The following is a 22212-nucleotide window of genomic DNA, read 5'->3' as shown; positions in this document are numbered from 1 at the left end:
ACCGCGCTGCCCAGGATGGCGCGGGTGTTTTGTGGCCCCATGACATGACCCCAAGGACCTTTGCATGAGCACTGCCATTCTGAGTGCGCTGCCCGAAGAACAGAGCTCGCTGGTGCAACAGCTGGCGCACCCGCAGCGGCTGATGCACGCCGGCCGCGCGTTCTGGCGCGGAGAGCTGCACGACCGCCCGGTGGTGCTGGCGCTGTCGGGCATCGGCAAGGTGGCCGCTGCCACCACGGCCACGGCCCTGATCGAACATTTTGGGGTAGCGCGCATCGTCTTCACGGGCGTCGCGGGTGGCGTCGGCGATGGGGTGCACCGGGGCGATGTGGTGGTGGCGCAAGACTATGTGCAGCACGATATGGATGCCTCGCCGCTGTTCCCTCGGTGGGAGCTGCCGGGCTACGCACGCACCCGCCTGGCGTGCGATCCGGTACTGACTGCTATGCTTTTGGAAGCTGCCAACCTATGCGTCACTAGCGCAAGCGGTCTCTGGGGCTTGAAAAATATCCATGGGGGTGCCCACCAGGCGCACCAGGGCCTAGTGGCCAGCGGCGATCGTTTTGTGGCCACCGCCCAAGAGTCCGAGCGCCTGTGCACCGCCCTGCGCGCGGCCGGGCACGATGTGCTGGCCGTGGAGATGGAGGGTGCCGCCGTCGCCCAGGTGTGCCATGACTACAGCCTGCCCTTTGCCGCAGTGCGCACCATCTCCGACCGCGCTGACGATGCCGCCCACGGCGACTTCGCCCAATTCGTGCAGACCGTGGCCAGCCGGTACGCCGAGCACATGGTGCTGTCGTTTTTACACAAACTATGAAATTGATAGCGGCTAAGGCATGTTGCACTAGCGCTTGCGGCAGATTTTCCCTCTAAAGAGGACTCCAACGCATCCCATTTGCTGTTCGCCACGATGCGCTGCAACCAGCGCTATGTATCTACCAGCGCCACCGCGGAACCGGCTTTGCCGGGCCGCTGGAGGCGTCCCCCTCGGGGGGAAGGCGCGCAGCGCCACAGGGGGGCTACTTCAACCAGCCCCGCTTGCGGAAGTACCACATGGGCCCGAGCGCGCTGGCCAGCATCAGGCCCAGCGCATACGGGTAGCCCAGCGACCAGTCCAGCTCGGGCATGAACTTGAAGTTCATGCCGTACACGCTGGCGATCAGCGTGGGTGGCAGCAAGGCGACGCTGGCCACCGAGAAGATCTTGATGATCTTGTTCTGGTTGATGTTGATGAAACCGACCGTGGCGTCCATCAAGAAGTTGATCTTGTCGAACAGGAACGCCGTGTGGTTGTCCAGCGACTCGATGTCGCGCAGGATCTGGCGGGCTTCCTCGAACTGCTCGGAGTTGAGCATCTTGGAGCGCATCATGAAGCTCACGGCGCGGCGCGTGTCCATCACGTTGCGGCGGATGCGGCCGTTCAAGTCTTCCTGGCGCGCGATGGCGGCTAGTACCTCGCCGGCGCGGGTGTCGGTCACATCGCCCGCCAGCACCTGCTTGCTCACGGCCTCCAGCTCGTCATAGATGTTCTCCAGCGTGTCGGCCGAATACTCGGCGTCGGCGTCGAACAGCTTGAGCAGCACTTCCTTGGCATCTTCGATGAGGCCGGGCGCGCGGCGCGCGCGCATGCGCAGCAGGCGGAACACGGGCACGTCTTCATCGTGGATGGAGAACAGCACGCCCCGGCTTTTCAGGTTGGTGTTGTGCTGGTTCAGGATGAAGGCCACGCGCACCGAACGGGGGTCTTCGTCGTCATCGATCAAGAAGTCGCTGCGGATGTGCAGCTCGCCGTTGTCTTCCTCGTAGAAGCGGGCGGATTCCTCGATGTCCTCGTCCATCGCATCCTCGGGGATGGACAGGCCGTAGTGCTGCTTGATCCAGCGCTTCTCTTCGAGCGTGGGGGCTTCCAGGTCCACCCAGATCGGCTGGAACTTGGTCAGCTCTTCCAGGGATTCGATTTCTTCCTGGAACAGCCGGCCATTGGCGAGCGTAAAGATGTTGAGCATGGGCTCACTCCCTTGTTTTTTGGCGTCTGCGGTGTGGGGTAGGGGTGCTTTCAACCCCACAGCAGTCAAATGCGCCGGGAGCTGAAAGCTACCAACTCGGGTAGGTTTCCAAGGAGCTGTCTCCGTAAAAATTAGGCAAGCGGCGGATTATGGCACCGGGCGATGATCTCGCCGGTCCGGCGGGGGGCATGGAAGGGGGCTGGGGCCCTGCCAACAGGCTCTCAGCCCTCGGCCTCGGCACTGCGCACCATGGCCAGCGCCCGGCACAGGTCGGCCCAGGCGGCGGCCTTGTTGTCCTGCGAGCGCAGCAAAAAGGCGGGGTCGTAGGTCACCACCGCCGGGCACCCGGCCAGCACATGCGGACCTGCGCGCAGGCGGCCCAGGGGCTCGGTGCGGCCCAGGGCCGCGCGCGCCGCCACATGGCCCAGCACCAGCACCATGGCGGGCTGCAGGCGGGCCACGGTGTCGGCCAGGGTGGCCGGGATGTCGGTGCTGGCTTCGGTGCCGGGCGCAGACCGCTCCAGGGCGGCCAGGAACACGCGCGGGTGCCGGTGCAATTGCATGGCCCGCAGCATGTTGTCGAGCAAGCGGCCCGCATCGCCACCCAGGGGCTCGGCGGGGGTCAAGCTCTCGGCCACGATGAGCCAGCCCCGGCCCAACCCGGCGGGCGTTTGCGCCGGGTCGGCGGTGGGGTAGAGCGTCTGGGGTGGGTGCAGCCGCAGGGCGGGCGCGGCCGCGCCTGTGGTGGCAGGTGCAGGGGTCGGAGCCGGCGGTGCGCTGCGGCTGGTGGTGTGGGCCGGCGGCGCTTGGGGGCGCTCGGCGAGCGCAGGGGACGGTGTCTGTGTTTGTGCGCGCGGCGGCGCCATGGCAGGTGCTGCCACGGCCGCAGGAGCCGCAGAAGCGATTGCCTGGGGCTGGGCGATGGCCTCCTGGGCGGGGGATGGGCCCCACACGGTGACGCCCATTTCTTGCAGCATGGCGCGCTGGCGCGCATCGAGGTGGAGGCTCATACGGAAAGAAAACAGGCCATCGGTGGTTCAGCAGGTACGGGGTGCGGTGCGGGGTCAGAGCGCCAGGCTCATGACCACGGCATCTTCGCGCTGTCCGTGTGCTGCGGGGTAGTAACGCTTGCGGTCGCCCACGCGGCGGAATCCATGGGTCTGGTAGATCTGCTGGGCGCGCAGGTTGCTCGCCCGCACCTCCAGCCACAGCCATTGTGCACCGCGCCCGCGTGACCACAAGGCCAGGGCGTCCAGCAGCACGCGGGCCCAGCCCTGGCGCTGGTATTCGGGGGTGACGGTGATGTTGAGCAGGTGCACCTCATCCACCCCCATCATGGCCACGAAGTAGCCCAGCAGATGGTCGTCCGCCATCAGGAGCTGCGTCTCGTAGCCAGACGCCATGGCGTCGGTGAAGTTGCCACGGGTCCAGGGGTGCGAATAGGCGCGCTGCTCCACGGCCAGCACGGCATCTAGCCGGGCCAGGGTCAGGGCCTCAAAGCGCGCCTCGGGGCGGTTTGGGCTGGCATCGGACGGCGATGTGGAGGGGGTAGGCAGTGCGCTCATGCTGGATTCGTTCACCCTTTTTTCAGGGCGTCACAGCCGCCTGGGCGGCGCGCAGTGCGGCGCGTTCAGCGGTGGTTTGCGCCACTTTATCGCGGATATAGCGCGGCAGGGCGTCACCAGCGGCCACGGCATGGCCCGCTGCAATCAGCGCGGGCGCCAGGCTCAGCAGGGCCGTGGCGGTGGGCAAAGCAGTGATGTGCGTGGCGGTCGGTGCCAGCCGGTCGCCATAGGCTGCGCGGGCATTGCCGGCTACCGTCCAGCCATCGGGCGGCTGCACCGACTCGGGCGCCCCCAGGCCAAAGTCTTCGTCTGCGTGCCAGCGGGCTTCGGCGGGCAACCATTCGCAGCGCGCGTGGTAGACCTCGTCCATGCGGGCGTCCAGCACCGCCACCACATGGGTGCAGCCTTGTTGCTGGCGTGCTTCCTCCGCCACGGCCAGCAGGGTGTCCACGGGCAATACCGGCACGCCCTGACCGCCCTTGGCGCCAAAGGCCAGCCCCTGGGCCACGGCGCAGGCGGTGCGCAGTCCGGTGAACGAGCCGGGGCCGCGCCCGAACACCACCGCATCCAGTATGTCGAAAGTCAGGCCCGCCTTCGCCATCAGCGCACGCACGGCGGGGATCAGCGTCGCCGAGGCCTGTGCGCCCCCCGGCCCCTGGTGCAGCCAGACCCCATCGCCATGCTGCACGGCGATGGAGAGGGTGTCGGTGCTGGTGTCAAAGGCGAGCAGATTCATGGGCAGGGTCGGAAGATCTTGGGTGGCGCGGTCGGTGAGCAGGCGCTCAGGAGGTGGCTGTGGCTGGGGTGGAAGGGGCCGGGCTCTTGCGCAGCACGCCCAGGAGGATACCGGCGGTGACCAGCAGCAGGCCGGCCACCAGATTCCAGTGCATCGGCTCGTCCAGGAAAATCACCGCCCCCATGGCGGACAGACCGGGCACCAGGGCCGTGATCATGGTCGAGCGCACGGGGCCGTAGTGCTGGATCATGCGCGTGAAGCCAATGCCGGAGACCACCACGGAGCCACCACCCTGGAACAGCATCTGGAACGCGATCTCGCTCCATGGCGCCTGGGCCAGGTGGCTGCTGACCGCGCCCAGCCAGACTAGCAGCGCATAGCTGGGCAGGTACACCACGCAGGCAAACGCGGTGATGGCGATGGTGGCCTGCACCGCATCGACCGCGTGGCGCCTCGCCAGCACGCTGTAGGTGGCCCAGGACGACGCGGCCAGCATGAACAGCAGGTCGCCCTTCCAGACGTCCCCGCCCGAAAACGCCGCCAGCAGGCTGCGCCCACCCACCAGCAGGTCGCCCGCCACGATCAGCGCCAGGCCTGCAGCGCGCAGCGGCGTGATTTGGTCGCGCAGCAACCAGGCGGCCAGCAGCGCCGTCCACAGCGGCAAGCTGCCCGGCATGAGCACCGCCGCATGGGTGGCCGGTGCATGGAAGAACCCTGAATAGGCCAGCAGCGCGTACAGCAGCCCGCCAAAGCTGCCCAGCAGCGCCGTGGTGCGCAAGGGCAAGGGAGAGATGCCTGCCAGGCTGGACGGCGGTGCCGAGGCCCCCAATGCCGTCTGGCGCCGTCGCACCATCCACCAGCCCCAGGGAAGTAGCACCAGGCTGGCGCCCACGATGCGCAGCAGTGCGATGTCGAACGGGGTGAGCGTGCGCTGAGCCGAGGCGCGGGCGATGATGATGAAGCCCGTCCAGATGGTGACGGTGACCACGGCCGCCAGCAGGCCGATGGTGCGGGGAGAAAAACGCATCGCGCGATTATCGGCGCCCGCCGCATGCCGTGCTGGCGCGGGGCCTGGTGCGGGTGCGCGGGCGATAGACTCCCCGCCATGTTGTCTGTTTCTGCTCTTTGGCGCCGCCGTGTGCTGCGTGGTGTGGTGGGTTGTGGGGCTGCGTGGCTAGTGGCCGCAGGCGGGGCGGGCCTGGCGGGGGCGCAGACGGGCGGGCCGCCTGCTGGCTCGCTGCCGCCCGAGGTGGAGGCCGCCCTGGCGCGCGCCAAGCTGCCGCGCGAGTCCCTGTCGGTGGTGGTGGTGGACGCGCAAGCTGCCGGCAAGGCCAGCCCGCGCCTTGCACACCGTGCCCAGGTGCCTGTGAACCCCGCGTCGGTGATGAAACTGGTGACCACCTATGCGGCGGTGGAGCAGCTGGGCCCTGCCTATGTATGGAACACGCCGGTGTATGTGCAAGGCACGGTGCAGGGCGGCAGCCTGCGGGGCAATGTCTACATCCAGGGCCAGGGCGACCCCAAGCTGGTCATGGAGCGGTTGTGGCTGCTGATGCGGCGGCTGCAGGGCCAGGGCATCCAGGTCATCGTGGGCGATATCGTGCTGGACCGCACGGCGTTCGACGTGCCGGACCAGGACCCGGCACGGTTTGATGGTGAGCCGCTGCGGCCCTACAACGCCTCACCCGACGCCCTGCTGCTCAACTACAAATCGTCGGTGATGACCTTTGTGCCCGATGCGGCCGCCGGCCTGGCGCGCATCCAATACGACCCGCCTCTGGCTGGAGTGCAGCGCCAGCCCACCGTGGCGCTGGCGGCGCCGGGCGCCGACTGTGGCGACTGGCGCACAACGTTGCGAGCGGAGCTGTCGGACCCCTCCAAGGTGTCTTTCCAGGGCGTGTACTCCGCTGCGTGTGGCGAGCGGGTGTGGCCGGTGGCGGCGGCCGACCCGCGTGGCTTTGCGGCGAGGGCGGTGGAGGGCATGTGGCGCGAACTGGGTGGCAAGCTCACGGGCAGCGTGCGCGACGGCAAGGTGCCCCCGGGCCTCAAGCCCGCGTTTGTGGTCCCGTCCCCTGCACTGGCCGAGGTGGTGCGCGACGTGAACAAGTACAGCAACAACGTGATGGCGCAGCAGGTCTTTCTGACCCTGGCGCTGCAAAAAAATGGCGTGGCCACATTCGACGGCGCCCGCGAGGTGCTGCGCCAGTGGTGGCAGGCCCGCATGGGCGATGCCGACCTGCCGCAGGTGGACAACGGCGCTGGGCTCAGCCGCGACGCACGCCTGACCGCACAGGCCCTGGCCCGCATGCTGCAGGTGGCCTGGGTATCGCCCGTGATGCCCGAGCTGGTGGCGTCGCTGCCGGTCACGGGGGTGGACGGCACGCTGCGCCGCAGCCAGAGTCGTGCTGGTACCGCCCACCTCAAGACGGGCAGCCTGCGCGACGTGATGGCCGTTGCAGGCTATGTGCATGCCGCCAGCGGGCGCCGCTATGTGCTGGTGGCGGTGGTCAACCACGCCAATGCAGGGGCAGCGCGGCCCGTGCTCGACAGCCTCATCGACTGGACGGCGCGCGAGCAGTGAATAATCGCTGCTGCCCTGCGTTTTCCCCACCATGCAACTCCATGAACTGATCGGCTACCTGGCCGCCTGCCTGACCACCTGCAGCTTCGTGCCGCAGGCCCTGCACACCTTTCGCACGCGGGACGTGAGCGGTATCTCGCTGGGCATGTACAGCGTCTTTACCGTGGGGGTCGCGCTGTGGCTGGCCTACGGCCTGGCGCTGGCGGCCTGGCCCATCGTGGTGGCCAATGCCATCACCCTGGCCCTCGCGGGCACCATCCTGGGCATGAAGGTTTTGTACGGCGTGCGCCGTCCCGACTGACTGGTCTAACAGGCCTGCGCGCGCTGTCGCCTAGGTGTCTGGCGGCGCCCGTCCTCCCGCGTTATCCCCTATGGATGCTGCAGCGCAGGTGCGCGCACGATGCGTCGTTCTTCACTGACCGAGGTATCCATCCATGACCTATTTCCGCCTTACCTGTGTGGCCGCTGCAGCGGTCCTGCTTGTCGCCTGCGGTGGCTCTGACGACCCGGCGCGCGGCGCAATGATCGACCCCCCCGCCACGCTCACGACGCTCACCGTGGCGCAGATCGACGCGGCCACGGCCAGCAGCGGCCTGCAGGCGATCAGCGGCAAGGCCAAGTGCGATGTGAAGGTGGTGTCGCTGAACTATGCGACCGTGGGTGCCAAGAGCGGCGAAAACACCAACGCCTCGGGCGTGATGCTGGTGCCTGCCGGCGCCTGCACCACCGCAGCGCCCCTGGTGGCCTATGCCAAGGGCACCGATGTGCAAAAGCCCCGCACCCTGGCCAACCCGCAGGACAACGAAACCTTCCTGCTGGCGGCCATGTACGCCGCGCAGGGTTATGCCGTGGTGGCCACCGACTACCTGGGCTTTGCCAAGTCGGGCTACAGCTATCACCCCTACCTGCATGCCGACTCGGAAGCCACATCGGTCATCGACTCGGTGCGTGCTGCACGCAATGCGGCGGGCACTGTGGGGGCCACGCTGTCGGGCAAGGTGATGTTCACCGGGTACTCGCAGGGCGGCCACTCGTCCATGGCAGCGCAGCGCGCAGCCGAGCGGGACTACGGCAACGAATTCAATGTGGTCGCAGGCGCGCACCTGGCAGGCCCCTACAACCTGTCGGGCTCGCTGCGCATTCCGGACGCGATCGCGGGCGTGCAGTTCTTTGTGCCCTACCTCGTGACGTCCTGGCAGAAGGTCTATGGCAACGTCTATACCGACGTGAAGGATGTGTTCAAGGCGCCGTACTCCGGCTACATCGAGAACCTGCTGCCCAACCCCACGCTCAACTACACCACCCTGGTGACCACGGGCACGCTGCCGTCGGGCACACCCAACCAGGCGCGTGACGCGCTGTTCCAGTCGGCGTTCATCACCGGCTCCCAGACCAGCACCACCCACCCGCTGTACCTGGCGGCCAAAAAGAACGACCTGCTGGGCTGGACCCCCAAGGCGCGTGTGATGCTGTGTGGCGGTGCTGGCGACCCCACCGTGCCGCCGGCCGTTCACATGGTCGTCATGAAAGCCGACTTTGACAGCCGGGGTGTGACGAACGTCAACACAGTCGATGTGGACGCTGCCATCCAGGCCACCTACGGCCCTGGCGGCAAGGCGCCCACCGACCCTAACTCGGCAGCCTTTGCCACCTACTACGGCAGCTACCACGGCACCTACGAGCCGCCGTTCTGCCATGCGCAGGCCAAGGCCGTGTTCGACACCGTCAAATGACAGCCGTGATGCCTGTGTGAAGCGCTGAACGGGCCCCACAGGCTTTTAGAACCCGCCACCTAAGCCCCACCGGTGTTTACCCGGTGGGGCTTTTTTTTGTTGGCGAATATGATTTGCGAGGAATAGCACGGTCGTTCTATTTTTAAGATAACAGGAGTGATACCGATGGTTTTTCAGCGCAAGGCTTTGTGGGTTTCTCTGGCGGCAGCATCGCTGCTGGTGGCGTGTGGGGGCGGCGGTGCCGACACCTCGCCAGTGGCGCCCATCAAGACGGTCAAGGTCATGGGTGACAGCATTGCCGACAGCGGCACGTTTGGCTTCAAGTTCACGGTGCAGGGCAGTGCGCCCACAGGCCCAGCGTCCACACCCATCTGGCCCGAGCTGGTGGCCAGCAGCTATGCAAACACGCTCTGTCCCCGCTATGTGTCCACCGGCAGCGCGTTCAACACAGCGGCGGGTTGTACCAACTACGCCATTGGCGGCGGTCGCATCAACAACTTCACGGCGCCTGCATCGCCTGTCTCCATCGTCAAGCAACTGACCGACGCAGGGGCTGACGGCTTCAGCGCGGGGGACCTGTTGCTGATCGACGGTGGCGGCAACGACGCTGCGGACCTCATCGGTGCCTACCTGTCGGCCTCCAAGGATGGCGGCAAGGCTTTCGGCGCACTGCTGTCCACCTTGCTGCCAGCGGCCACGGTGAACGCCGGCCTGGCGGGCGGTGCCACGGGCCAGGCTCAGGTGGGCGGCGCCTACATGGTGGCGCTGGCCGACAAGTTCCACGACGCGATCGAAGCCAATGCCTTGAGCAAGGGCGCGCAGCGTGTGGCGGTGCTCAACATGCCCGCCATCGACAAGACGCCGCGTCTGCAACAGGTGCTCGGTGGCATCACGGCGTCGGCCGGCGCCGCCGCGAGCACGCAGGTGCAGGGCCTGCTCAAGGCCTGGCTCGAAGCCTTCAACGCCCAGCTGGCCAAACGTTTTGCGGGCAACAGCAAGGTGGTGGTGGTGGACTTCTACACCTCGTTCAACGACCAGGTGGCCAACCCCGCGCAGTTCGGGCTGACCAATGCCAAGAACACCGCGTGCCCCATCACCGGCCAAGGTGCTGACGGCCTGCCCACCTATACCTTCCCCACGTGCACGGCGGCAGCTTTGTCAGCACAGACGCCGCCCGCAGGCGCCATGGGCGGCGCGGACTGGTGGAAGACCTATGCGTTCTCCGACAGCTTCCACCCCACGCCGTATGGCCACCAGCTGGTCAGCCAGCTGGTCTCGCGTTCGCTGGCCCGCGCGGGCTGGCTGTAATCGGCAGTTGAAGGGTTCATACACCATGCAAAACAAAACCATCACCCCTTCCCTGGCTGGCGTTGTGGCCGCGCTGGCGTTCACCCTGTCCGGCGGCGCGCAGGCCCAGACCGCTGGCAGCTGGCTGGTGCGCGCGGGCGCCACGCAAATCGCGCCCCAGGTCACCAGTGGCGACCTGTCCGCGCCCAGCTTCACGGGCACCAAGGTGGATGTGCATGCCGATACGCAACCGGCCGGCGGCATCACCTACATGCTCACCGACCACTGGGCGGTGGATGTGCCTCTGGCGCTGCCTTTCAAGCACAACATCATGGGCGCCGGAGCCATCGGCGGCGTGGGCAAGATTGGCGAGGTCAAGGTGCTGCCCATGACCGTGTTCGCGCAGTACCGCTTTCTGGAGGCCAATGCGCGGGTGCGCCCCTACGTGGGCCTGGGCGTGACCTATGCCAAGTTCTTCAAGGAGCGGGGTACCGCCGCGCTGACCGGCCTGACCGGCGGCAGCCCCTCCCGTCCCACCACGCTGAGCGCTGAATCGCGGTTCGGCCTCACGCCTCAGGTGGGGGTGAGCATTGCGCTCAACGACCAGTGGTCGCTGGACGTGGCGTACTACAAGACTTTTGTGAAGACCCGCAATACCCTGTCCACAGGCCAGACCATCGACGTCAAGCTCAACCCGAACGTGGTGGCATTGGGCGTGGTGTATCGGTTCTGATCCGCACAAGGTGGCCAGACCAGCCGCCCACAAAAAAAGGCCGCCCTCGGGGCGGCCTTTTTGTTTCGGGGCGCCTGCAGCGCTCCGTCTTACCAGCGCGCGCGCAGGCGGTCGTAGGCGTAGGTGCCAAACTGGCGCTGGGCCGACGGCGTGAGGTACACGGTGTCAGCAAACACGAACGAGGTGGCATTGGCACCCGACAGCAGCGTGGAAGATGTGCACAGGGCCGAGTTGACCTGGCCTGCGCCAATGCCGATGCCGTTGGTCGCATCCACCGACGTGCACACTGCCGCCGTGGAGTTGTTGAAACCGTAGTTGCCAGGCACGCTGGTGTACAGGTTCACGTAGTAGGCCGAGTCCACGTACAGCACGTTGGCGCCCAGGTCCACGATGCCCACCAGCAGGCCTTCGTTGAAGCGGCTGCTGGCGTTGCTCAGCAAAGCTTCGCGGCCGATGGTCTTGGCCCAGGGGGTCTTGCTCAGGTCGTAGGTGCCGGTCACCACCACATACTTGGCTCCCGCCGTCACCAGGCGGCGCACCTGTGCAGCCAGGTCCTCTCCAGCCTTGCGGGCGGCGGCCACCATGGCGTCCTGGGTCTGGGTGCCTGCGTTCACAGCGGCCATGCCGGCGATCACGTCGCTGATACCGCCGCTCACGATCACCACGTCGGTGGCCGCAAAGCTGCCGCTGGCCAGAAAGGTATCGATTTGTTCGATGACGGTCCGGGTGCTGGCATTGCCTGCGGCGTCGGGCTTGGCGCTGACGCGGGCGTTGCCAGTGGCGTAGCTCAGGCCGCCTGCGGAGACCGGGGCGAGCGACTTGCCGTAGTTGGCCACCAGTTGCAGGGTCCAGTTGTTGACGCTGCCGTCATTGACGGTGTAACGCGAGCCGTTTTGCCCCACATCGTTCATGGCGTCGCCGAACGCAATAAAGCGCTGGGGCGAGATGGCCGATTCGGTGGTGCTGGAACCGCAGGCCGCGAGCAACGCGGCCGACGCACATGCGGCGACCATGATGGTGCGGCGCATCCAATTTGCTGCCATGTATTTCTCCAGAAAAGTGGGGGGTAGTTTAACGACGCAAAGTCAACGGATGTAAAGCGGCGCCATCGTGCCGGGTCAGGCGGCGGAGGCGCGCTGCAGGCGGTCGCGCACGCCCTCCCAATCGGGGCTCGCCGGCGGGGTCTCGATCCAGATCAGCTTCACGCCCTCGTCGTCAAAACCGCGCAGCACGGCGAACAGCTGCTGCGCCGTGGCAGCCGCGTCATCGGGCATGCGCCGCATGACCAGCTTGGAGGACCGACTGCGCAACGCAGCGCGGGCATAGATCGCAATGTGGGCGGCATCGGTACCCAGCAGGTCCAGGCTGGTCTGCAGCGCCTTCGCGTCCATCAGCCGCACCTTGGCGCTGGGGGCATAGTGAGCCTCCAGCGTGCCCGAGGCGCGGGGTGTGGCCGTGGGGAGGTCTTCCTTGGACAGCGGGGCCATGCCGCAAGCGGCCGCAATCTGCGCCCGGGTGATGGCGCCGGGCCGCAGCAGCACCGGCACACCACGCGTGCAGTCCACGATGGTGCTTTCAATGCCCACGTCGCAGGGCCCGCCGTCCAGCACCAGCAGGTCGGCGCCCAGCTCGTCCTGCACATGCTGGGCGGTGGTGGGGCTCACGCGGCCAAAACGGTTGGCACTGGGGGCTGCAACGCCCCACACAGGAGGGCCGCCGGCCTCATTGCTGTCGCCAGCGGCTGCGCAGGCCACCAGCAGGGCGTGGGCCACGGGGTGCGCGGGGCAGCGCAATCCCACGCTGTCCTGCCCGCCGGTGGCGGCGGTGGCTACGCCGGGCAAGCGCGGCAGGATGAGCGTGAGCGGGCCGGGCCAGAAGGCATCAACGAGCTTTTGTGCAAAGCCGGGCACTTCACTGGCGAAATGCGCAATGCCCTCGGCATTGGCCACGTGCACGATCAGCGGGTGGTCGCTGGGCCGCCCCTTGGCCGCGAAGATCTGCGCCACGGCGGTATCGCTGCTGGCATCGGCTGCGAGGCCATACACCGTTTCGGTGGGGAGACCCAGCAGGGCGCCGCTGCGCACTGCGCGTGCAGCGGTGGCGATGGCCTGGGGGTCGTTGCCGTCGAGAATCATGGAAACAGCCTGGCTCAGAAGGGCTCGATGCCCAGCAGCGCTGCGGCCTGCAGGGCCGTGGCGCGCGCAGCCTCGGGGGTGGCGGCGGTGATGTTCAGGTGCCCCATCTTGCGGCCGCGCTTGGCGTCGCGCTTGCCATACAGGTGCAGGTGGGTGCCGGGCAGGGCCAGTACCTGGGCCCAGGGCGGGGTCTGCGCCGCGTCGCCGTGGGCAAACCACAGGTCGCCGAGCAGGTTCAGCATGACGGCGGCGCTGTGCTGGCGCGGCTGCGTCAGCGGCAGGCGGGCCATGGTGCGCACCTGCAGCTCGAACTGCGACACATCGCAGGCGTTCTGGCTGTAGTGGCCGCTGTTGTGCGGACGCGGGGCGATCTCGTTGACCACCAGGCTGCCGTCCTGCAGCACGAAGAACTCCACACACAGCACGCCCACATACTGCAGGCCTTCTGCTACAGATTTTGCAGCGGCTACCGCTTGATCCACTAGCGCTTGCGGCAGATTTCCTTCATAAACCTCGGTCACTGCCAGGATGCCGTCGCGGTGCAGGTTGCGCTGCACCGGCAGGTGCACCATCGTCCCATCGGCACCACGCGCCACGATGACGGAACATTCCAGCTGCAGCGGCAGCATCTTCTCCAGCACGCAGGCCACTTGGCCGACCGAATCCCAGGCGGCGGCCAGCTCGGCGGGCGTCTTCACGCGCACCTGGCCCTTGCCGTCGTAGCCCATGCGGGCCGTTTTCAGAATGCCTGGCAGCAGGTCGGTCGATACAGCGGTCAGTTGTTCTGCCGTTTCGATCACCGCATACGGCGCGCAGGGCACACCGCAGGCCACAAAGTGCGCCTTCTCGCGTGCACGGTCCTGCGCCACCGACACAGCGCTGGCGGCGGGCGACACGGGGCGTTGCGCGGCCAGGGAGGCCAGTGCAGCGGCGGGTACGTTCTCGAACTCGGTGGTCACCGCATCCGACAGGCGGGCCAGCTCCGCGAGGCCCTGCGGGTCTTCGTAACCTGTCTGGATGTGGTGGTGGCTCACCAGCCCGGCAGGGCTGGTGGGGTCGGCATCGAGAACAGCCGTGAAGTAGCCCATGGCCTGGGCCTGGTGGACGAACATGCGGCCCAGCTGGCCGCCACCCAGAACACCCAACGTCGATCCGGGGAGCAAGGGTTGCATGGCGGCGCTCATGCAGCGGGCGGCAGGGTCATGTTGCGGGCCACTTCCGTCTGCTCGGCGCGGAAGGCTTCCAGGCGCTGGCGCAGCTCGGGGCTCTCATTGGCCAGCAGGGCCACAGCAAACAGGGCTGCGTTGGCCGCACCGGCGGTGCCGATGGCAAACGTCGCCACGGGGATGCCTTTGGGCATTTGTACGATGGAGTGCAGCGAATCCACACCCTGCAGGTGGCGGCTGGCCACGGGCACGCCCAGCACGGGCACGGTGGTCTTGGCGGCGATCATGCCGGGCAGGTGGGCAGCACCGCCGGCCCCGGCGATGATGGCCTTCAGCCCCCGGCCGGCGGCGGCCTCGGCGTAGGCAAACATGTCGTCGGGCATGCGGTGGGCCGACACCACGCGGGCCTCGTGCGCGATGCCGAACTGTTCAAGGATTTGCACTGCATGCTGCATGGTGTCCCAGTCGCTGCTGGAACCCATGACCACGCCGATCTGGATGGGTTTCATGGTGTGGAAGGTGCTGGCCGGCAGGCCTTGCCTGCCCAGCCGCTATAGGTAGAACCCGCGATTTTACTTTTTGCGCCTCCCTGGCGGGTGTGGGGCTGTTTCGATGGGCCAAAATAGCGCGCAAACCGCTCCATAGGCCTCGGGCCCCACACCATCATGATTGACGTCACCGTAGAGAACTTTGAAGCCGAGGTGGTTGCCGCCTCGATGAACGTGCCCGTGCTGGTGGACTTCTGGGCGCCCTGGTGTGGCCCCTGCAAGTCCCTGGGGCCGGTGCTGGAGAAGCTGGAGACGGAATACGCGGGCCGCTTCAAGCTCGCCAAGATCGACTCCGACCAGGAACAGCAGCTGGCGGGCATGTTCGGAATCCGCAGCATTCCTACCTGCGTGCTGCTGACGAACGGTCAACCTGTCGATGGTTTCATGGGCGCCTTGCCCGAAGGCCAGGTGCGCGCCTTTCTCGACAAGCACGTCCCCACCGCTGAAGAGATGGTGGCCGAGGCCGAGGAAGAAGAGGCGCAGGAAGCTCTGGCCGAAGGTGATACCGGCACCGCATTGGAGAAGCTGCAGCATGCCGTCGTGACCGACCCCGCCAACGATGACGCGCGCTTTGACTACGTCAAGCTGCTGCTGCAACTGGGGCGCGAGGACGATGCCAAGGTGGCTTTTGCGCCCGTGATTGCCAAGGCCGCCATGTCGCGCAAGCTGGGGGCCCTCAAGACCTGGATGGATGCTCTTGATTTTGTAGCGTCTGGCGCATATGACGCTAGCGCTGAGGCCGGATTTGAGGCACAAATCGCCGCGAACAAGCGGGATTTCGACACCCGCTATGCCCGCGCCCGCTGGCTCATCACCCAGCAGCGCTGGACCGACGCCATGGACGAGCTGCTCGAAATCCTCATGCGCGACAAGGCGTGGAGCGAAGAGATCGCCCGAAAGACCTACGTCGCCATCCTCGAACTGATCGAGGCGCCCAAGCCCAAGGTAGCCGAGGGCCAGATCCCGCCCGAAGACCCGGTGGTGGCAACCTACCGCCGGCGGTTGTCGAGTGTCGTGCTGAGCTGAGAAGGCGCACTCCAAAGAAAAAAGGCCCTTCAAGGGCCTTTTTTATAGCTGCACGGGCGTTGGCGGCAGCGCAGGTCAGCTTGTCAGCCGCTCCAGTGCCTCACGGTACTTCGCCGCCGTCTTTTCAATCACCGCCTGAGGCAGGCGGGGAGATGGAGGGGTCTTGTCCCAGGGCTTGCCGTTGACCTGGGCCTGCTCCAGCCAGTCGCGCACAAACTGCTTGTCGTAGCTGGGGGGGTTCTCGCCCTTGGCCAAGGCTTCGGCATAACCTTCCACTGGCCAGTAGCGGGAGCTGTCGGGGGTCAGCACCTCGTCCATCAGCACCAGCGTGCCGTCAGGGGCCAGGCCAAACTCGAATTTCGTGTCGGCAATGATCATGCCCTTGGTGAGCGCGATGTCGGCCGCGGCCTTGTAGATGGCAATGCTCAGATCGCGGATGCGGGTGGCCAGGTCCAGGCCAATCATCTCCACCGTGCGCTCGAAGGTGATGTTCTCATCGTGCTCGCCCATGGCGGCCTTGGCGGCGGGCGTGTAGATGGGTTCGGGCAGCTTGGCGGCGTTGGTCAGGCCTTCGGGCAGGGGCACGCCACAGACCGAGCGCGATTCCTGGTATTCCTTCCAGCCGCTGCCAGCCAGGTAGCCGCGCACCACGGCTTCGACCGGAATGGGTTGGAGGCGCTGGACCAGCATCGAGCGGCCACGAATTTGAGGGGCTTCCTCGGGGCTCACCACGCTCTCGGGTGCGTCGCCTGTGAGGTGATTGGGGCAGATGTGGCCGAGCTTGTCGAACCAGAACAGGGCCATTTGGGTGAGCAGCTCGCCCTTGCCGGGGATAGGCTCGCCCATGATGACGTCGAAGGCCGACAGGCGGTCGCTGGCCACCATCAGGATGCGGTCGTCGCCCACGGCGTAGTTGTCACGCACCTTGCCGCGTGCCAGCAGGGGCAGCGAAGTCAGGGCCGAAGTGTGCAGGGCGGTGGAGCTGGGCTGGGTCATGGTGTCGGTGTGGGCGGTGGGTGTCCGCTGCGGGCAGTCCGAAGAACGTAGGGGAAAGGGGGCGCGGCAGGGGAGGCCCGGACGCAACCGATGGATTTTACGCGCCGCTCTGAAGGGCGGCGGTTTCCGCGGGGAATGCGCCGAGAAGGGGGTGTTCCGGGCCGGCATGCGGCACACTGTGCGGCCCTGAACCTGCCTGGGCCCCTGCGGCCGTCTGCTGTGTCTTCTTCTACGCCTGAGCTTTCTCCCCGCCGCGAACTGTGGCTGCTGCTGACGCTGGCAGGCATCCAGTTCACCCACATCCTGGATTTCATGATCATGATGCCGCTGGGCCCGCAGCTCACGCAGCTGTTTGCGATCACCGACGCGCAGTTTGGTTTGCTGGTGTCTGCGTACACGCTGTCGGCGGGGGCGTCAGGCCTGCTGGCTTCGACTTACATCGATCGCTTCGGTCGCAAGCGGCTTCTGCTGGTGCTCTATGGCCTGTTTGGGCTGGCGACGCTGGCCTGTGGCCTCGCGCCCACGTACGGCACGCTGATGGTGGCACGCATTCTCGCGGGGACTTTTGGCGGCGTGCTGTCGGCCTTGTCGCAGACCATCGTGGCGGACGTGGTGCCCTTTGAGCGGCGAGGGCGTGCCATGGGCATCGTGATGACGTCGTTTTCCGTGTCCACGGTGGCTGGCGTGCCCCTGGGGCTGATCCTCGCGCAGTACGGGGGCTGGAACCTGCCGTTCATTGGCATTGCCGCTATGGTGGGAGTGCTGGCCGTGCAGGCGGCCCGCACGCTACCGACCATGGCGGGCCATGTCCAGGCTGCCAACGGGCGGTCTGTGCTGAGCGGTATCACCCAGGTGCTGGCGGATGGCAACCACCGGTGGGCATTTCTGTTCTCGGCGTTGCTGATGTTTACAGGTTTTACGGTGATTCCCTACATCACCATTTACATGCAGACCAATGCGGGTGTGCGCGCCGATCAGGTGCCGTTGGTGTACTTGTGTGGCGGGGTGGTGACCTTGTTCACGGCACGCCTGTTCGGGCGCATGACCGACCGGCATGGCAAGGTGCCCACCTTCCGGTGGCTGGCCCTCGCCGGCCTTCCCTGCATCCTGGGTATCACGCTGGTGCAGGGGTTGCCGCTGTGGGGCGTGTTGACGGTGTCCACGCTGATGTTCACCTTTGTCAGTGGCCGCATGATTCCGGGCATGGCCATCATTGCCTCTGCGGCGCACGCGCCTTTGCGGGGGACCTTCATGACGCTGAACGCCTCCGTGCAATCGGCGGCGATGGGTGTTGCGTCTTTTGTGGGAGGGGTGCTGATCAGCCGCGATGCGCAGGGGCTGGTACAGAACTACTGGGTGGCTGCGCTGGTGGGCATCGGCGCCAGCCTGCTGTCGATGCTGGTGGCGGGGCGCCTCACGCTGCATGGCGCGACGCCGTCGGCACGGTGACAAGGGAGGGGCTTGCGCTGCACTTTGGCCAGCCCCTTCAATCCGCCCATTGTGCGCGCTTTTCGGGTGCTTGGCACCTTGCCGGGCATAACCCAGCGGCCTGCGGCGGTATGGGATTGCATTTCAGGGAGGGCAGGGGCATAGTGAACCCACGACGTCAACAACAGATGCATCCAAGTTCGCCGAGCCGCTCCTCTGATCCAGGACGGCGTTTTTCCACCGAGAGCCACAGGAGACTTATTTATGAACTTGACGATCAGCGGTCACCACCTCGAAGTTACTCCCGCCTTGCGCAACTACGTCACCACCAAGCTGGACCGGATCACCCGCCATTTTGACCAAGTTGTCGATGTCAAGGTACTGCTGACGGTAGAGAAGCAAAAGGAAAAGGAAAAGAGACAGCGAGCGGAATGCAACATCCACGTCAAGGGCAGCGACCTGTTTGCCGAAAGCTCCCACGCCGACCTGTATGCGGCTGTGGACGAACTGGTCGATAAGATGGACCGTCAGGTGGTCCGCCACAAGGACCGTTTGCAAGATCACCACCACGAAGCCGCCAAGCGCGAACTGCACGCTTGATGCGCCAGCCCTGAGCCTGGCACAGCAGCCGCCCCTCTCGGGCGGTTTTTTTGTTGCCTGACGCGCCGCGCTCAGGGTTTTCGCCAATATGTGCATAATTGTTACCCTTGACCATGAACCGACTCGCCTCCATCCTGCCCTCCGCTCAAGTGCTTGTGAGCGTGGACGCCACCAGCAAGAAGCGTGCTTTTGAAGAAGCGGGTCTGCTGTTCGAGAGCCAGCACGGCCTCTCTAGGGCGCTGATCACCGACAGTCTGTTTGCCCGCGAACGCCTGGGCTCCACCGGGCTCGGTCATGGCGTGGCCATTCCCCATGGGCGCATCAAAGGCCTCAAGGCCCCGATGGCGGCCGTGTTTCAGTTGCTCAACCCCATTGGGTTCGATGCGCCGGACGAGTTGCCGGTGGGTCTGCTGATCTTTTTGCTGGTGCCCGAGGCGGCCACGCAAAAACACCTGGAAATCCTCTCCGAGATTGCCGAGTTGCTCAGCGACTCTGCCTTGCGCGAAAAGCTCAAGGCCTGCGCTGATGCTGCCGAACTGCACGGCATGATCGCGGGCTGGCAATCCACCCAAACGGCCTGAGTGCTTTCGCCGCCGCCTGCGCTGATCACCCTGACTGACCTGCCGTGAAGCCCAATGTTGTCAGCGCCGACGTTCTTTTCGAGGAATTTCGCGGCCCCCTGAAGTGGGAGTGGGTGGCAGGTCTCGGAGCCTCCGAGCGCCGTTTTGACGAAGTGGCCGTGCGCTCCGCGCGTTCCGGCGCTGACTTGGTCGGCTATCTCAACTACATCCATCCCTACCGGGTCCAGATCCTCGGCGAGCGCGAGATTGCGTACCTGAGCAACGCCTCCCCTGACGATTGCAAGCGCCGCATCGCCCGTATCGTGACGCTGGAGCCCCCCGTGCTGGTGCTGGCCGACAACCAGACCGCACCCGACGCGCTGGTGTCGATGTGCGAGCGCGCGCAGATTCCGATGTTTTCCACGCACGAGTCGTCGGCTTTTGTCATCGACGTGCTGCGCGCCTACCTGTCCAAGCACTTCGCTGACCGCACCACCATGCACGGTGTGTTCATGGATATTCTGGGCCTGGGCGTGATGATCACCGGCGAGTCGGGCCTGGGAAAGAGCGAGCTGGGCCTGGAGCTGATCTCGCGCGGCAACGGCCTGGTGGCCGACGATGCCGTGGATTTGTTCCGCATCAACCAGACCACCATCGAAGGCAAGTGCCCCGAGCTGCTGCAAAACCTGCTGGAAGTGCGCGGCATCGGCCTGCTCGATATCCGCGCCATCTTTGGTGAGACGGCGGTGCGCCGCAAGATGCGCCTCAAGCTCATCGTGCACCTGGTACGCAAGGAGACGCTGGAGCGTGACTACGAGCGTCTGCCCTACGAGCCGCTCACGCAGGACGTGCTGGGCGTGCCGGTGCTCAAGGTCGTGATCCAGGTGGTCGCCGGCCGCAACATCGCCGTGCTGGTCGAGGCCGCCGTGCGCAACACCATCCTGCAACTGCGCGGCATCGACACCTACCAAGAGTTTGTCGAACGCCATCGCCGTGCCATGGAGCGCGATACGGGCGGCTAGCGGCGCTCAGGCCACCGAAAACTGGCGCGGCCCATACCAGGGCTCCCGCGCAAGGGCGGCCCCGGGAGCGTCTCCCTTGGGGGGAAGACGCCGAAGGTGGCTCAGGGGGGAGTCATTTCTTAGCGCAGTCGGCGCACTGCCCGTACAGCGCCATGGTGTGGTCCTGCACCAGCCAGCCCTTGGCCTTGGCCACCGCATGCTGCCGCTTTTCGATCTCGGGGTCGTAAAACTCTTCCACCTTGCCACACGAAGTGCAGATGAAGTGGTCGTGGTGTTGCCCTTCGTTGAGCTCGTACACCGCCTTGCCGCTCTCGAAATTGCTGCGGATCAGGATGCCAGCCTGCTCGAACTGTGTGAGCACCCGGTACACGGTGGCCAGGCCGATGTCCGAGCGCTCTTCCAGCAGCACGCGGAACACGTCTTCGGCCGTCATGTGGCGCTGCGCACCCTTCTGGAAAATCTCCAGAATCTTCAGTCGGGGCAGTGTGGCCTTGAGTCCCGTGCTTTTGAGTTCGTCGATATTGGTCATGGCTGGCTCTTTCGGGGGCGGGCAACCGGCTCAGGGTCCGGAGGGGCTGCCGCTACAATGGGACGATCATATCCTTTGGCCTTTTACCCATGCCCGTCCAAGCCCGTTACAGCGCCCGTCTGGGCCTGGTTGTGTTGATTGGTGCCAGCATGGCCGCCCTGACCGGTTGCGGCAGTCTGGATGGCGCCAGCAGCCGCATCGCCAACATCGTCAAGCCCTACCGGGTGGACGTGGTGCAGGGCAATTTCGTGTCCCGCGAGCAGGTCGAAGCCCTGCAGCCCGGCATGAGCCGCCAGCAAGTGCGTGAGATTCTCGGGACGCCGCTGGTCACCAGCCTGTTCCATGCGGACCGCTGGGAGTACGTGTTCACGCTCAAACGCCCTGGCGAAGAGATTCAGACCCGCAAGCTGACCGTGTTCTTCAAGGGCGATGCCCTGGAGCGCTCCGAAGGCGATGAAATGCCGACCGAGACCGAGTTCGTCGCCACGCTGGGTGCGCGCGACGGTGCCAAGGGCAAGGTGCCGGCTTTGGAAGCCACGCCGGAGCAACTGGCCAAGTACCCGGTCAAGGAGCGCCCCGCGCCAGCAGCGGCCACACCGCCGGCATTGCCTGCCGCCACCAGTTACCCGCCGCTTGAAGCGCCCGCGCGCTGAACCTTGCGGCCCTGGCAGTGAGCCCGGTGCGCTGGCTGCCCTATCAATGAACAGGATCTTTTCATGACCGCGACTTCTTCGCCTGCGGCTCCCGCGGCATCCCCCCTCCGTGTAGCCGTCGCCGGGGCTTCGGGCCGCATGGGCCGCATGCTGATCGAGGCCATCCGCACCAGCGACGACTGCGTGCTGGCCGGTGCACTGGATGTGGCCGCCAGCCCGGCCATCGGCTCGGACGCCACTGCCTTTCTGGGCTACGCCAGCGGTGTGGCCATCACGGCCGACGTGGCGGCCGGCCTGAAGAACGCCGATGTGCTCATTGACTTCACCCGCCCCGAGGGCACGCTGGCCCACCTGGCCGTGTGCAGCCAGCTGGGCGTGAAGGCCGTCATCGGAACCACCGGCTTCACCGATGCACAAAAGGCCGAACTCGACGCCTACGCACAGCGCACCGCCATCATGTTCTCGCCCAACATGAGCGTGGGTGTGAACGTCACGCTCAAGCTGCTGCAGATGGCCGCCAAGGCCATGGCCACGGGGTACGACATCGAAATCATCGAAGCCCACCACCGCCACAAGGTCGATGCACCCTCGGGCACCGCGCTCAAGATGGGCGAGGTGATTGCCGAGGCCCTGGGCCGCGACCTCAAGGACTGCGCCGTGTACGCCCGCGAAGGCGTGACGGGCGAGCGCGACCCCTCCAGCATCGGCTTTGCTGCCATCCGTGGTGGCGACATCGTGGGCGACCACACCGTGCTGTTTGCGGGCATCGGCGAGCGCATCGAGGTCACGCACAAGTCCTCCAGCCGCGCCACGTATGCGCAGGGCGCCTTGCGCGCTGTACGCTTCCTGGCGGCCCACAAGACTGGCATGTTCGACATGTTCGACGTGCTGGGCTTGCACTGATCCGC

At 66.1% G+C, this 22212-nt stretch carries 24 protein-coding genes; 13 read left to right on the top strand and 11 right to left on the bottom strand.

Annotated features, from left to right (window positions below; all coding sequences use genetic code 11):
- Positions 1 to 64 precede the first annotated feature (64 nt).
- Positions 65 to 817: a 5'-methylthioadenosine/adenosylhomocysteine nucleosidase gene (locus C8C96_RS02140; RefSeq protein ID WP_121941270.1), complete on the top strand. Its 753-nt coding sequence runs from the start codon at positions 65 to 67 to the stop codon at positions 815 to 817.
- A gap of 202 nt (positions 818 to 1019) precedes the next feature.
- Here the strand turns inward: C8C96_RS02140 and corA are convergent, their stop codons facing one another.
- From corA to C8C96_RS02115, 5 genes are all read right to left on the bottom strand, one after another.
- Positions 1020 to 2006 carry a magnesium/cobalt transporter CorA gene (corA, locus tag C8C96_RS02135; protein ID WP_015016148.1) on the bottom strand — a complete coding sequence of 329 codons (987 nt, stop codon included), beginning with the start codon at positions 2004 to 2006 and terminating at the stop codon, positions 1020 to 1022.
- Between the two features lie 221 nt (positions 2007 to 2227).
- Positions 2228 to 3016, bottom strand: coding sequence for a uracil-DNA glycosylase family protein (locus tag C8C96_RS02130; protein ID WP_233584131.1), 789 nt, complete (start codon positions 3014 to 3016; stop codon positions 2228 to 2230).
- Between the two features lie 54 nt (positions 3017 to 3070).
- Positions 3071 to 3571 (bottom strand): ribosomal protein S18-alanine N-acetyltransferase, encoded by a 501-nt coding sequence (gene rimI / locus C8C96_RS02125; protein WP_121943830.1) that lies wholly within the window; start codon positions 3569 to 3571, stop codon positions 3071 to 3073.
- Between the two features lie 22 nt (positions 3572 to 3593).
- Complete coding sequence (gene tsaB, locus C8C96_RS02120; protein WP_121941269.1) at positions 3594 to 4307, bottom strand: tRNA (adenosine(37)-N6)-threonylcarbamoyltransferase complex dimerization subunit type 1 TsaB; 714 nt, start codon at positions 4305 to 4307, stop codon at positions 3594 to 3596.
- A 46-nt stretch (positions 4308 to 4353) separates the two neighbouring features.
- Positions 4354 to 5334: a DMT family transporter gene (locus C8C96_RS02115; protein WP_121941268.1), complete on the bottom strand. Its 981-nt coding sequence runs from the start codon at positions 5332 to 5334 to the stop codon at positions 4354 to 4356.
- A gap of 78 nt (positions 5335 to 5412) precedes the next feature.
- Here C8C96_RS02115 and dacB point away from each other — a divergent pair, with 78 nt between their 5' ends.
- The 5 genes from dacB to C8C96_RS02090 all read left to right on the top strand — a co-directional run bounded on the left by dacB (position 5413) and on the right by C8C96_RS02090 (position 10641).
- Positions 5413 to 6888, top strand: a complete 1476-nt coding sequence (gene dacB, locus C8C96_RS02110; protein ID WP_121941267.1) for a D-alanyl-D-alanine carboxypeptidase/D-alanyl-D-alanine-endopeptidase — start codon at positions 5413 to 5415, stop codon at positions 6886 to 6888.
- Positions 6889 to 6919: 31 nt separating this feature from the next.
- A complete protein-coding gene (locus C8C96_RS02105) occupies positions 6920 to 7189 on the top strand; it encodes a SemiSWEET transporter (RefSeq protein ID WP_015016142.1) in 270 nt (89 codons plus the stop codon).
- 133 nt (positions 7190 to 7322) lie between these two features.
- A complete protein-coding gene (locus tag C8C96_RS02100; RefSeq protein WP_121941266.1) occupies positions 7323 to 8621 on the top strand; it encodes a lipase family protein in 1299 nt (432 codons plus the stop codon).
- A gap of 165 nt (positions 8622 to 8786) precedes the next feature.
- The gene (locus tag C8C96_RS02095; protein WP_121941265.1) at positions 8787 to 9929 is read left to right on the top strand and encodes an SGNH/GDSL hydrolase family protein; all 1143 of its coding nucleotides are present in this window, start codon (positions 8787 to 8789) and stop codon (positions 9927 to 9929) included.
- A 25-nt stretch (positions 9930 to 9954) separates the two neighbouring features.
- Positions 9955 to 10641 carry an OmpW family protein gene (locus C8C96_RS02090; protein WP_199737424.1) on the top strand — a complete coding sequence of 229 codons (687 nt, stop codon included), beginning with the start codon at positions 9955 to 9957 and terminating at the stop codon, positions 10639 to 10641.
- Positions 10642 to 10730: 89 nt separating this feature from the next.
- Here the strand turns inward: C8C96_RS02090 and C8C96_RS02085 are convergent, their stop codons facing one another.
- The 4 genes from C8C96_RS02085 to purE form a co-directional block, all read right to left on the bottom strand.
- On the bottom strand, positions 10731 to 11684 hold the full coding sequence (locus C8C96_RS02085) for an SGNH/GDSL hydrolase family protein (protein ID WP_121941264.1): 954 nt from the start codon (positions 11682 to 11684) through the stop codon (positions 10731 to 10733).
- 75 nt (positions 11685 to 11759) lie between these two features.
- Complete coding sequence (locus tag C8C96_RS02080; RefSeq protein ID WP_116748214.1) at positions 11760 to 12776, bottom strand: L-threonylcarbamoyladenylate synthase; 1017 nt, start codon at positions 12774 to 12776, stop codon at positions 11760 to 11762.
- 14 nt (positions 12777 to 12790) lie between these two features.
- Positions 12791 to 13960: a 5-(carboxyamino)imidazole ribonucleotide synthase gene (locus C8C96_RS02075; protein WP_121941263.1), complete on the bottom strand. Its 1170-nt coding sequence runs from the start codon at positions 13958 to 13960 to the stop codon at positions 12791 to 12793.
- Complete coding sequence (purE, locus tag C8C96_RS02070) at positions 13957 to 14451, bottom strand: 5-(carboxyamino)imidazole ribonucleotide mutase (RefSeq protein ID WP_055395445.1); 495 nt, start codon at positions 14449 to 14451, stop codon at positions 13957 to 13959. Before purE ends, C8C96_RS02075 begins: the two co-directional genes overlap by 4 nt.
- Before the next feature lie 156 nt (positions 14452 to 14607).
- On the opposite strand from purE, the gene trxA reads away from it, so the two are divergent.
- Entirely contained in the window at positions 14608 to 15516 is a 909-nt protein-coding gene (trxA, locus tag C8C96_RS02065; protein ID WP_121941262.1) for a thioredoxin, read from the top strand.
- 75 nt (positions 15517 to 15591) lie between these two features.
- On the opposite strand, the gene C8C96_RS02060 is transcribed toward trxA, so the two are convergent.
- The gene (locus C8C96_RS02060) at positions 15592 to 16512 is read right to left on the bottom strand and encodes a phosphoribosylaminoimidazolesuccinocarboxamide synthase (RefSeq protein ID WP_121941261.1); all 921 of its coding nucleotides are present in this window, start codon (positions 16510 to 16512) and stop codon (positions 15592 to 15594) included.
- 219 nt (positions 16513 to 16731) lie between these two features.
- Here C8C96_RS02060 and C8C96_RS02055 point away from each other — a divergent pair, with 219 nt between their 5' ends.
- The 4 genes from C8C96_RS02055 to hprK all read left to right on the top strand — a co-directional run bounded on the left by C8C96_RS02055 (position 16732) and on the right by hprK (position 20122).
- Positions 16732 to 17961 carry an MFS transporter gene (locus tag C8C96_RS02055; RefSeq protein ID WP_121941260.1) on the top strand — a complete coding sequence of 410 codons (1230 nt, stop codon included), beginning with the start codon at positions 16732 to 16734 and terminating at the stop codon, positions 17959 to 17961.
- A 243-nt stretch (positions 17962 to 18204) separates the two neighbouring features.
- Positions 18205 to 18540, top strand: coding sequence for a ribosome hibernation-promoting factor, HPF/YfiA family (gene hpf, locus C8C96_RS02050; RefSeq protein WP_015016131.1), 336 nt, complete (start codon positions 18205 to 18207; stop codon positions 18538 to 18540).
- 113 nt (positions 18541 to 18653) lie between these two features.
- Positions 18654 to 19121, top strand: coding sequence for a PTS sugar transporter subunit IIA (locus C8C96_RS02045; protein ID WP_056068066.1), 468 nt, complete (start codon positions 18654 to 18656; stop codon positions 19119 to 19121).
- 44 nt (positions 19122 to 19165) lie between these two features.
- Positions 19166 to 20122, top strand: a complete 957-nt coding sequence (hprK, locus tag C8C96_RS02040; protein ID WP_056068067.1) for an HPr(Ser) kinase/phosphatase — start codon at positions 19166 to 19168, stop codon at positions 20120 to 20122.
- A gap of 112 nt (positions 20123 to 20234) precedes the next feature.
- On the opposite strand, the gene fur is transcribed toward hprK, so the two are convergent.
- On the bottom strand, positions 20235 to 20651 hold the full coding sequence (fur, locus tag C8C96_RS02035; RefSeq protein ID WP_056068069.1) for a ferric iron uptake transcriptional regulator: 417 nt from the start codon (positions 20649 to 20651) through the stop codon (positions 20235 to 20237).
- Between the two features lie 89 nt (positions 20652 to 20740).
- On the opposite strand from fur, the gene C8C96_RS02030 reads away from it, so the two are divergent.
- Positions 20741 to 21304, top strand: a complete 564-nt coding sequence (locus tag C8C96_RS02030) for an outer membrane protein assembly factor BamE (RefSeq protein ID WP_056068072.1) — start codon at positions 20741 to 20743, stop codon at positions 21302 to 21304.
- A gap of 63 nt (positions 21305 to 21367) precedes the next feature.
- A complete protein-coding gene (dapB, locus tag C8C96_RS02025; RefSeq protein WP_121941259.1) occupies positions 21368 to 22207 on the top strand; it encodes a 4-hydroxy-tetrahydrodipicolinate reductase in 840 nt (279 codons plus the stop codon).
- The last annotated feature ends 5 nt before the right edge of the window (positions 22208 to 22212 follow it).

Origin of the sequence: Acidovorax sp. 100 (assembly GCF_003688355.1) — a bacterium.
GTDB lineage: Bacteria > Pseudomonadota > Gammaproteobacteria > Burkholderiales > Burkholderiaceae_C > Acidovorax > Acidovorax delafieldii.
The sequence above is the reverse complement of the archived record's forward strand: the minus strand, read 5'-3'. Positions and strand labels throughout refer to the sequence as shown.

Bases quoted from the DNA above. Each gene is read 5' to 3' on its own strand.
- C8C96_RS02030 (WP_056068072.1), top strand. From the start codon at position 20,741: ATGCCCGTCCAAGCCCGTTACAGCGCCCGTCTGGGCCTGGTTGTGTTG.
- C8C96_RS02085 (WP_121941264.1), bottom strand. From the start codon at position 11,684: ATGGCAGCAAATTGGATGCGCCGCACCATCATGGTCGCCGCATGTGCG.
- C8C96_RS02130 (WP_233584131.1), bottom strand. From the start codon at position 3,016: ATGAGCCTCCACCTCGATGCGCGCCAGCGCGCCATGCTGCAAGAAATG.
- corA (WP_015016148.1), bottom strand. From the start codon at position 2,006: ATGCTCAACATCTTTACGCTCGCCAATGGCCGGCTGTTCCAGGAAGAA.
- fur (WP_056068069.1), bottom strand. From the start codon at position 20,651: ATGACCAATATCGACGAACTCAAAAGCACGGGACTCAAGGCCACACTG.
- C8C96_RS02045 (WP_056068066.1), top strand. From the start codon at position 18,654: ATGAACCGACTCGCCTCCATCCTGCCCTCCGCTCAAGTGCTTGTGAGC.
- C8C96_RS02100 (WP_121941266.1), top strand. From the start codon at position 7,323: ATGACCTATTTCCGCCTTACCTGTGTGGCCGCTGCAGCGGTCCTGCTT.
- C8C96_RS02090 (WP_199737424.1), top strand. From the start codon at position 9,955: ATGCAAAACAAAACCATCACCCCTTCCCTGGCTGGCGTTGTGGCCGCG.
- C8C96_RS02140 (WP_121941270.1), top strand. From the start codon at position 65: ATGAGCACTGCCATTCTGAGTGCGCTGCCCGAAGAACAGAGCTCGCTG.
- C8C96_RS02080 (WP_116748214.1), bottom strand. From the start codon at position 12,776: ATGATTCTCGACGGCAACGACCCCCAGGCCATCGCCACCGCTGCACGC.
- hpf (WP_015016131.1), top strand. From the start codon at position 18,205: ATGAACTTGACGATCAGCGGTCACCACCTCGAAGTTACTCCCGCCTTG.
- purE (WP_055395445.1), bottom strand. From the start codon at position 14,451: ATGAAACCCATCCAGATCGGCGTGGTCATGGGTTCCAGCAGCGACTGG.
- C8C96_RS02095 (WP_121941265.1), top strand. From the start codon at position 8,787: ATGGTTTTTCAGCGCAAGGCTTTGTGGGTTTCTCTGGCGGCAGCATCG.
- C8C96_RS02105 (WP_015016142.1), top strand. From the start codon at position 6,920: ATGCAACTCCATGAACTGATCGGCTACCTGGCCGCCTGCCTGACCACC.
- C8C96_RS02115 (WP_121941268.1), bottom strand. From the start codon at position 5,334: ATGCGTTTTTCTCCCCGCACCATCGGCCTGCTGGCGGCCGTGGTCACC.
- tsaB (WP_121941269.1), bottom strand. From the start codon at position 4,307: ATGAATCTGCTCGCCTTTGACACCAGCACCGACACCCTCTCCATCGCC.
- dacB (WP_121941267.1), top strand. From the start codon at position 5,413: ATGTTGTCTGTTTCTGCTCTTTGGCGCCGCCGTGTGCTGCGTGGTGTG.
- rimI (WP_121943830.1), bottom strand. From the start codon at position 3,571: ATGAGCGCACTGCCTACCCCCTCCACATCGCCGTCCGATGCCAGCCCA.
- C8C96_RS02060 (WP_121941261.1), bottom strand. From the start codon at position 16,512: ATGACCCAGCCCAGCTCCACCGCCCTGCACACTTCGGCCCTGACTTCG.
- dapB (WP_121941259.1), top strand. From the start codon at position 21,368: ATGACCGCGACTTCTTCGCCTGCGGCTCCCGCGGCATCCCCCCTCCGT.
- trxA (WP_121941262.1), top strand. From the start codon at position 14,608: ATGATTGACGTCACCGTAGAGAACTTTGAAGCCGAGGTGGTTGCCGCC.
- C8C96_RS02075 (WP_121941263.1), bottom strand. From the start codon at position 13,960: ATGAGCGCCGCCATGCAACCCTTGCTCCCCGGATCGACGTTGGGTGTT.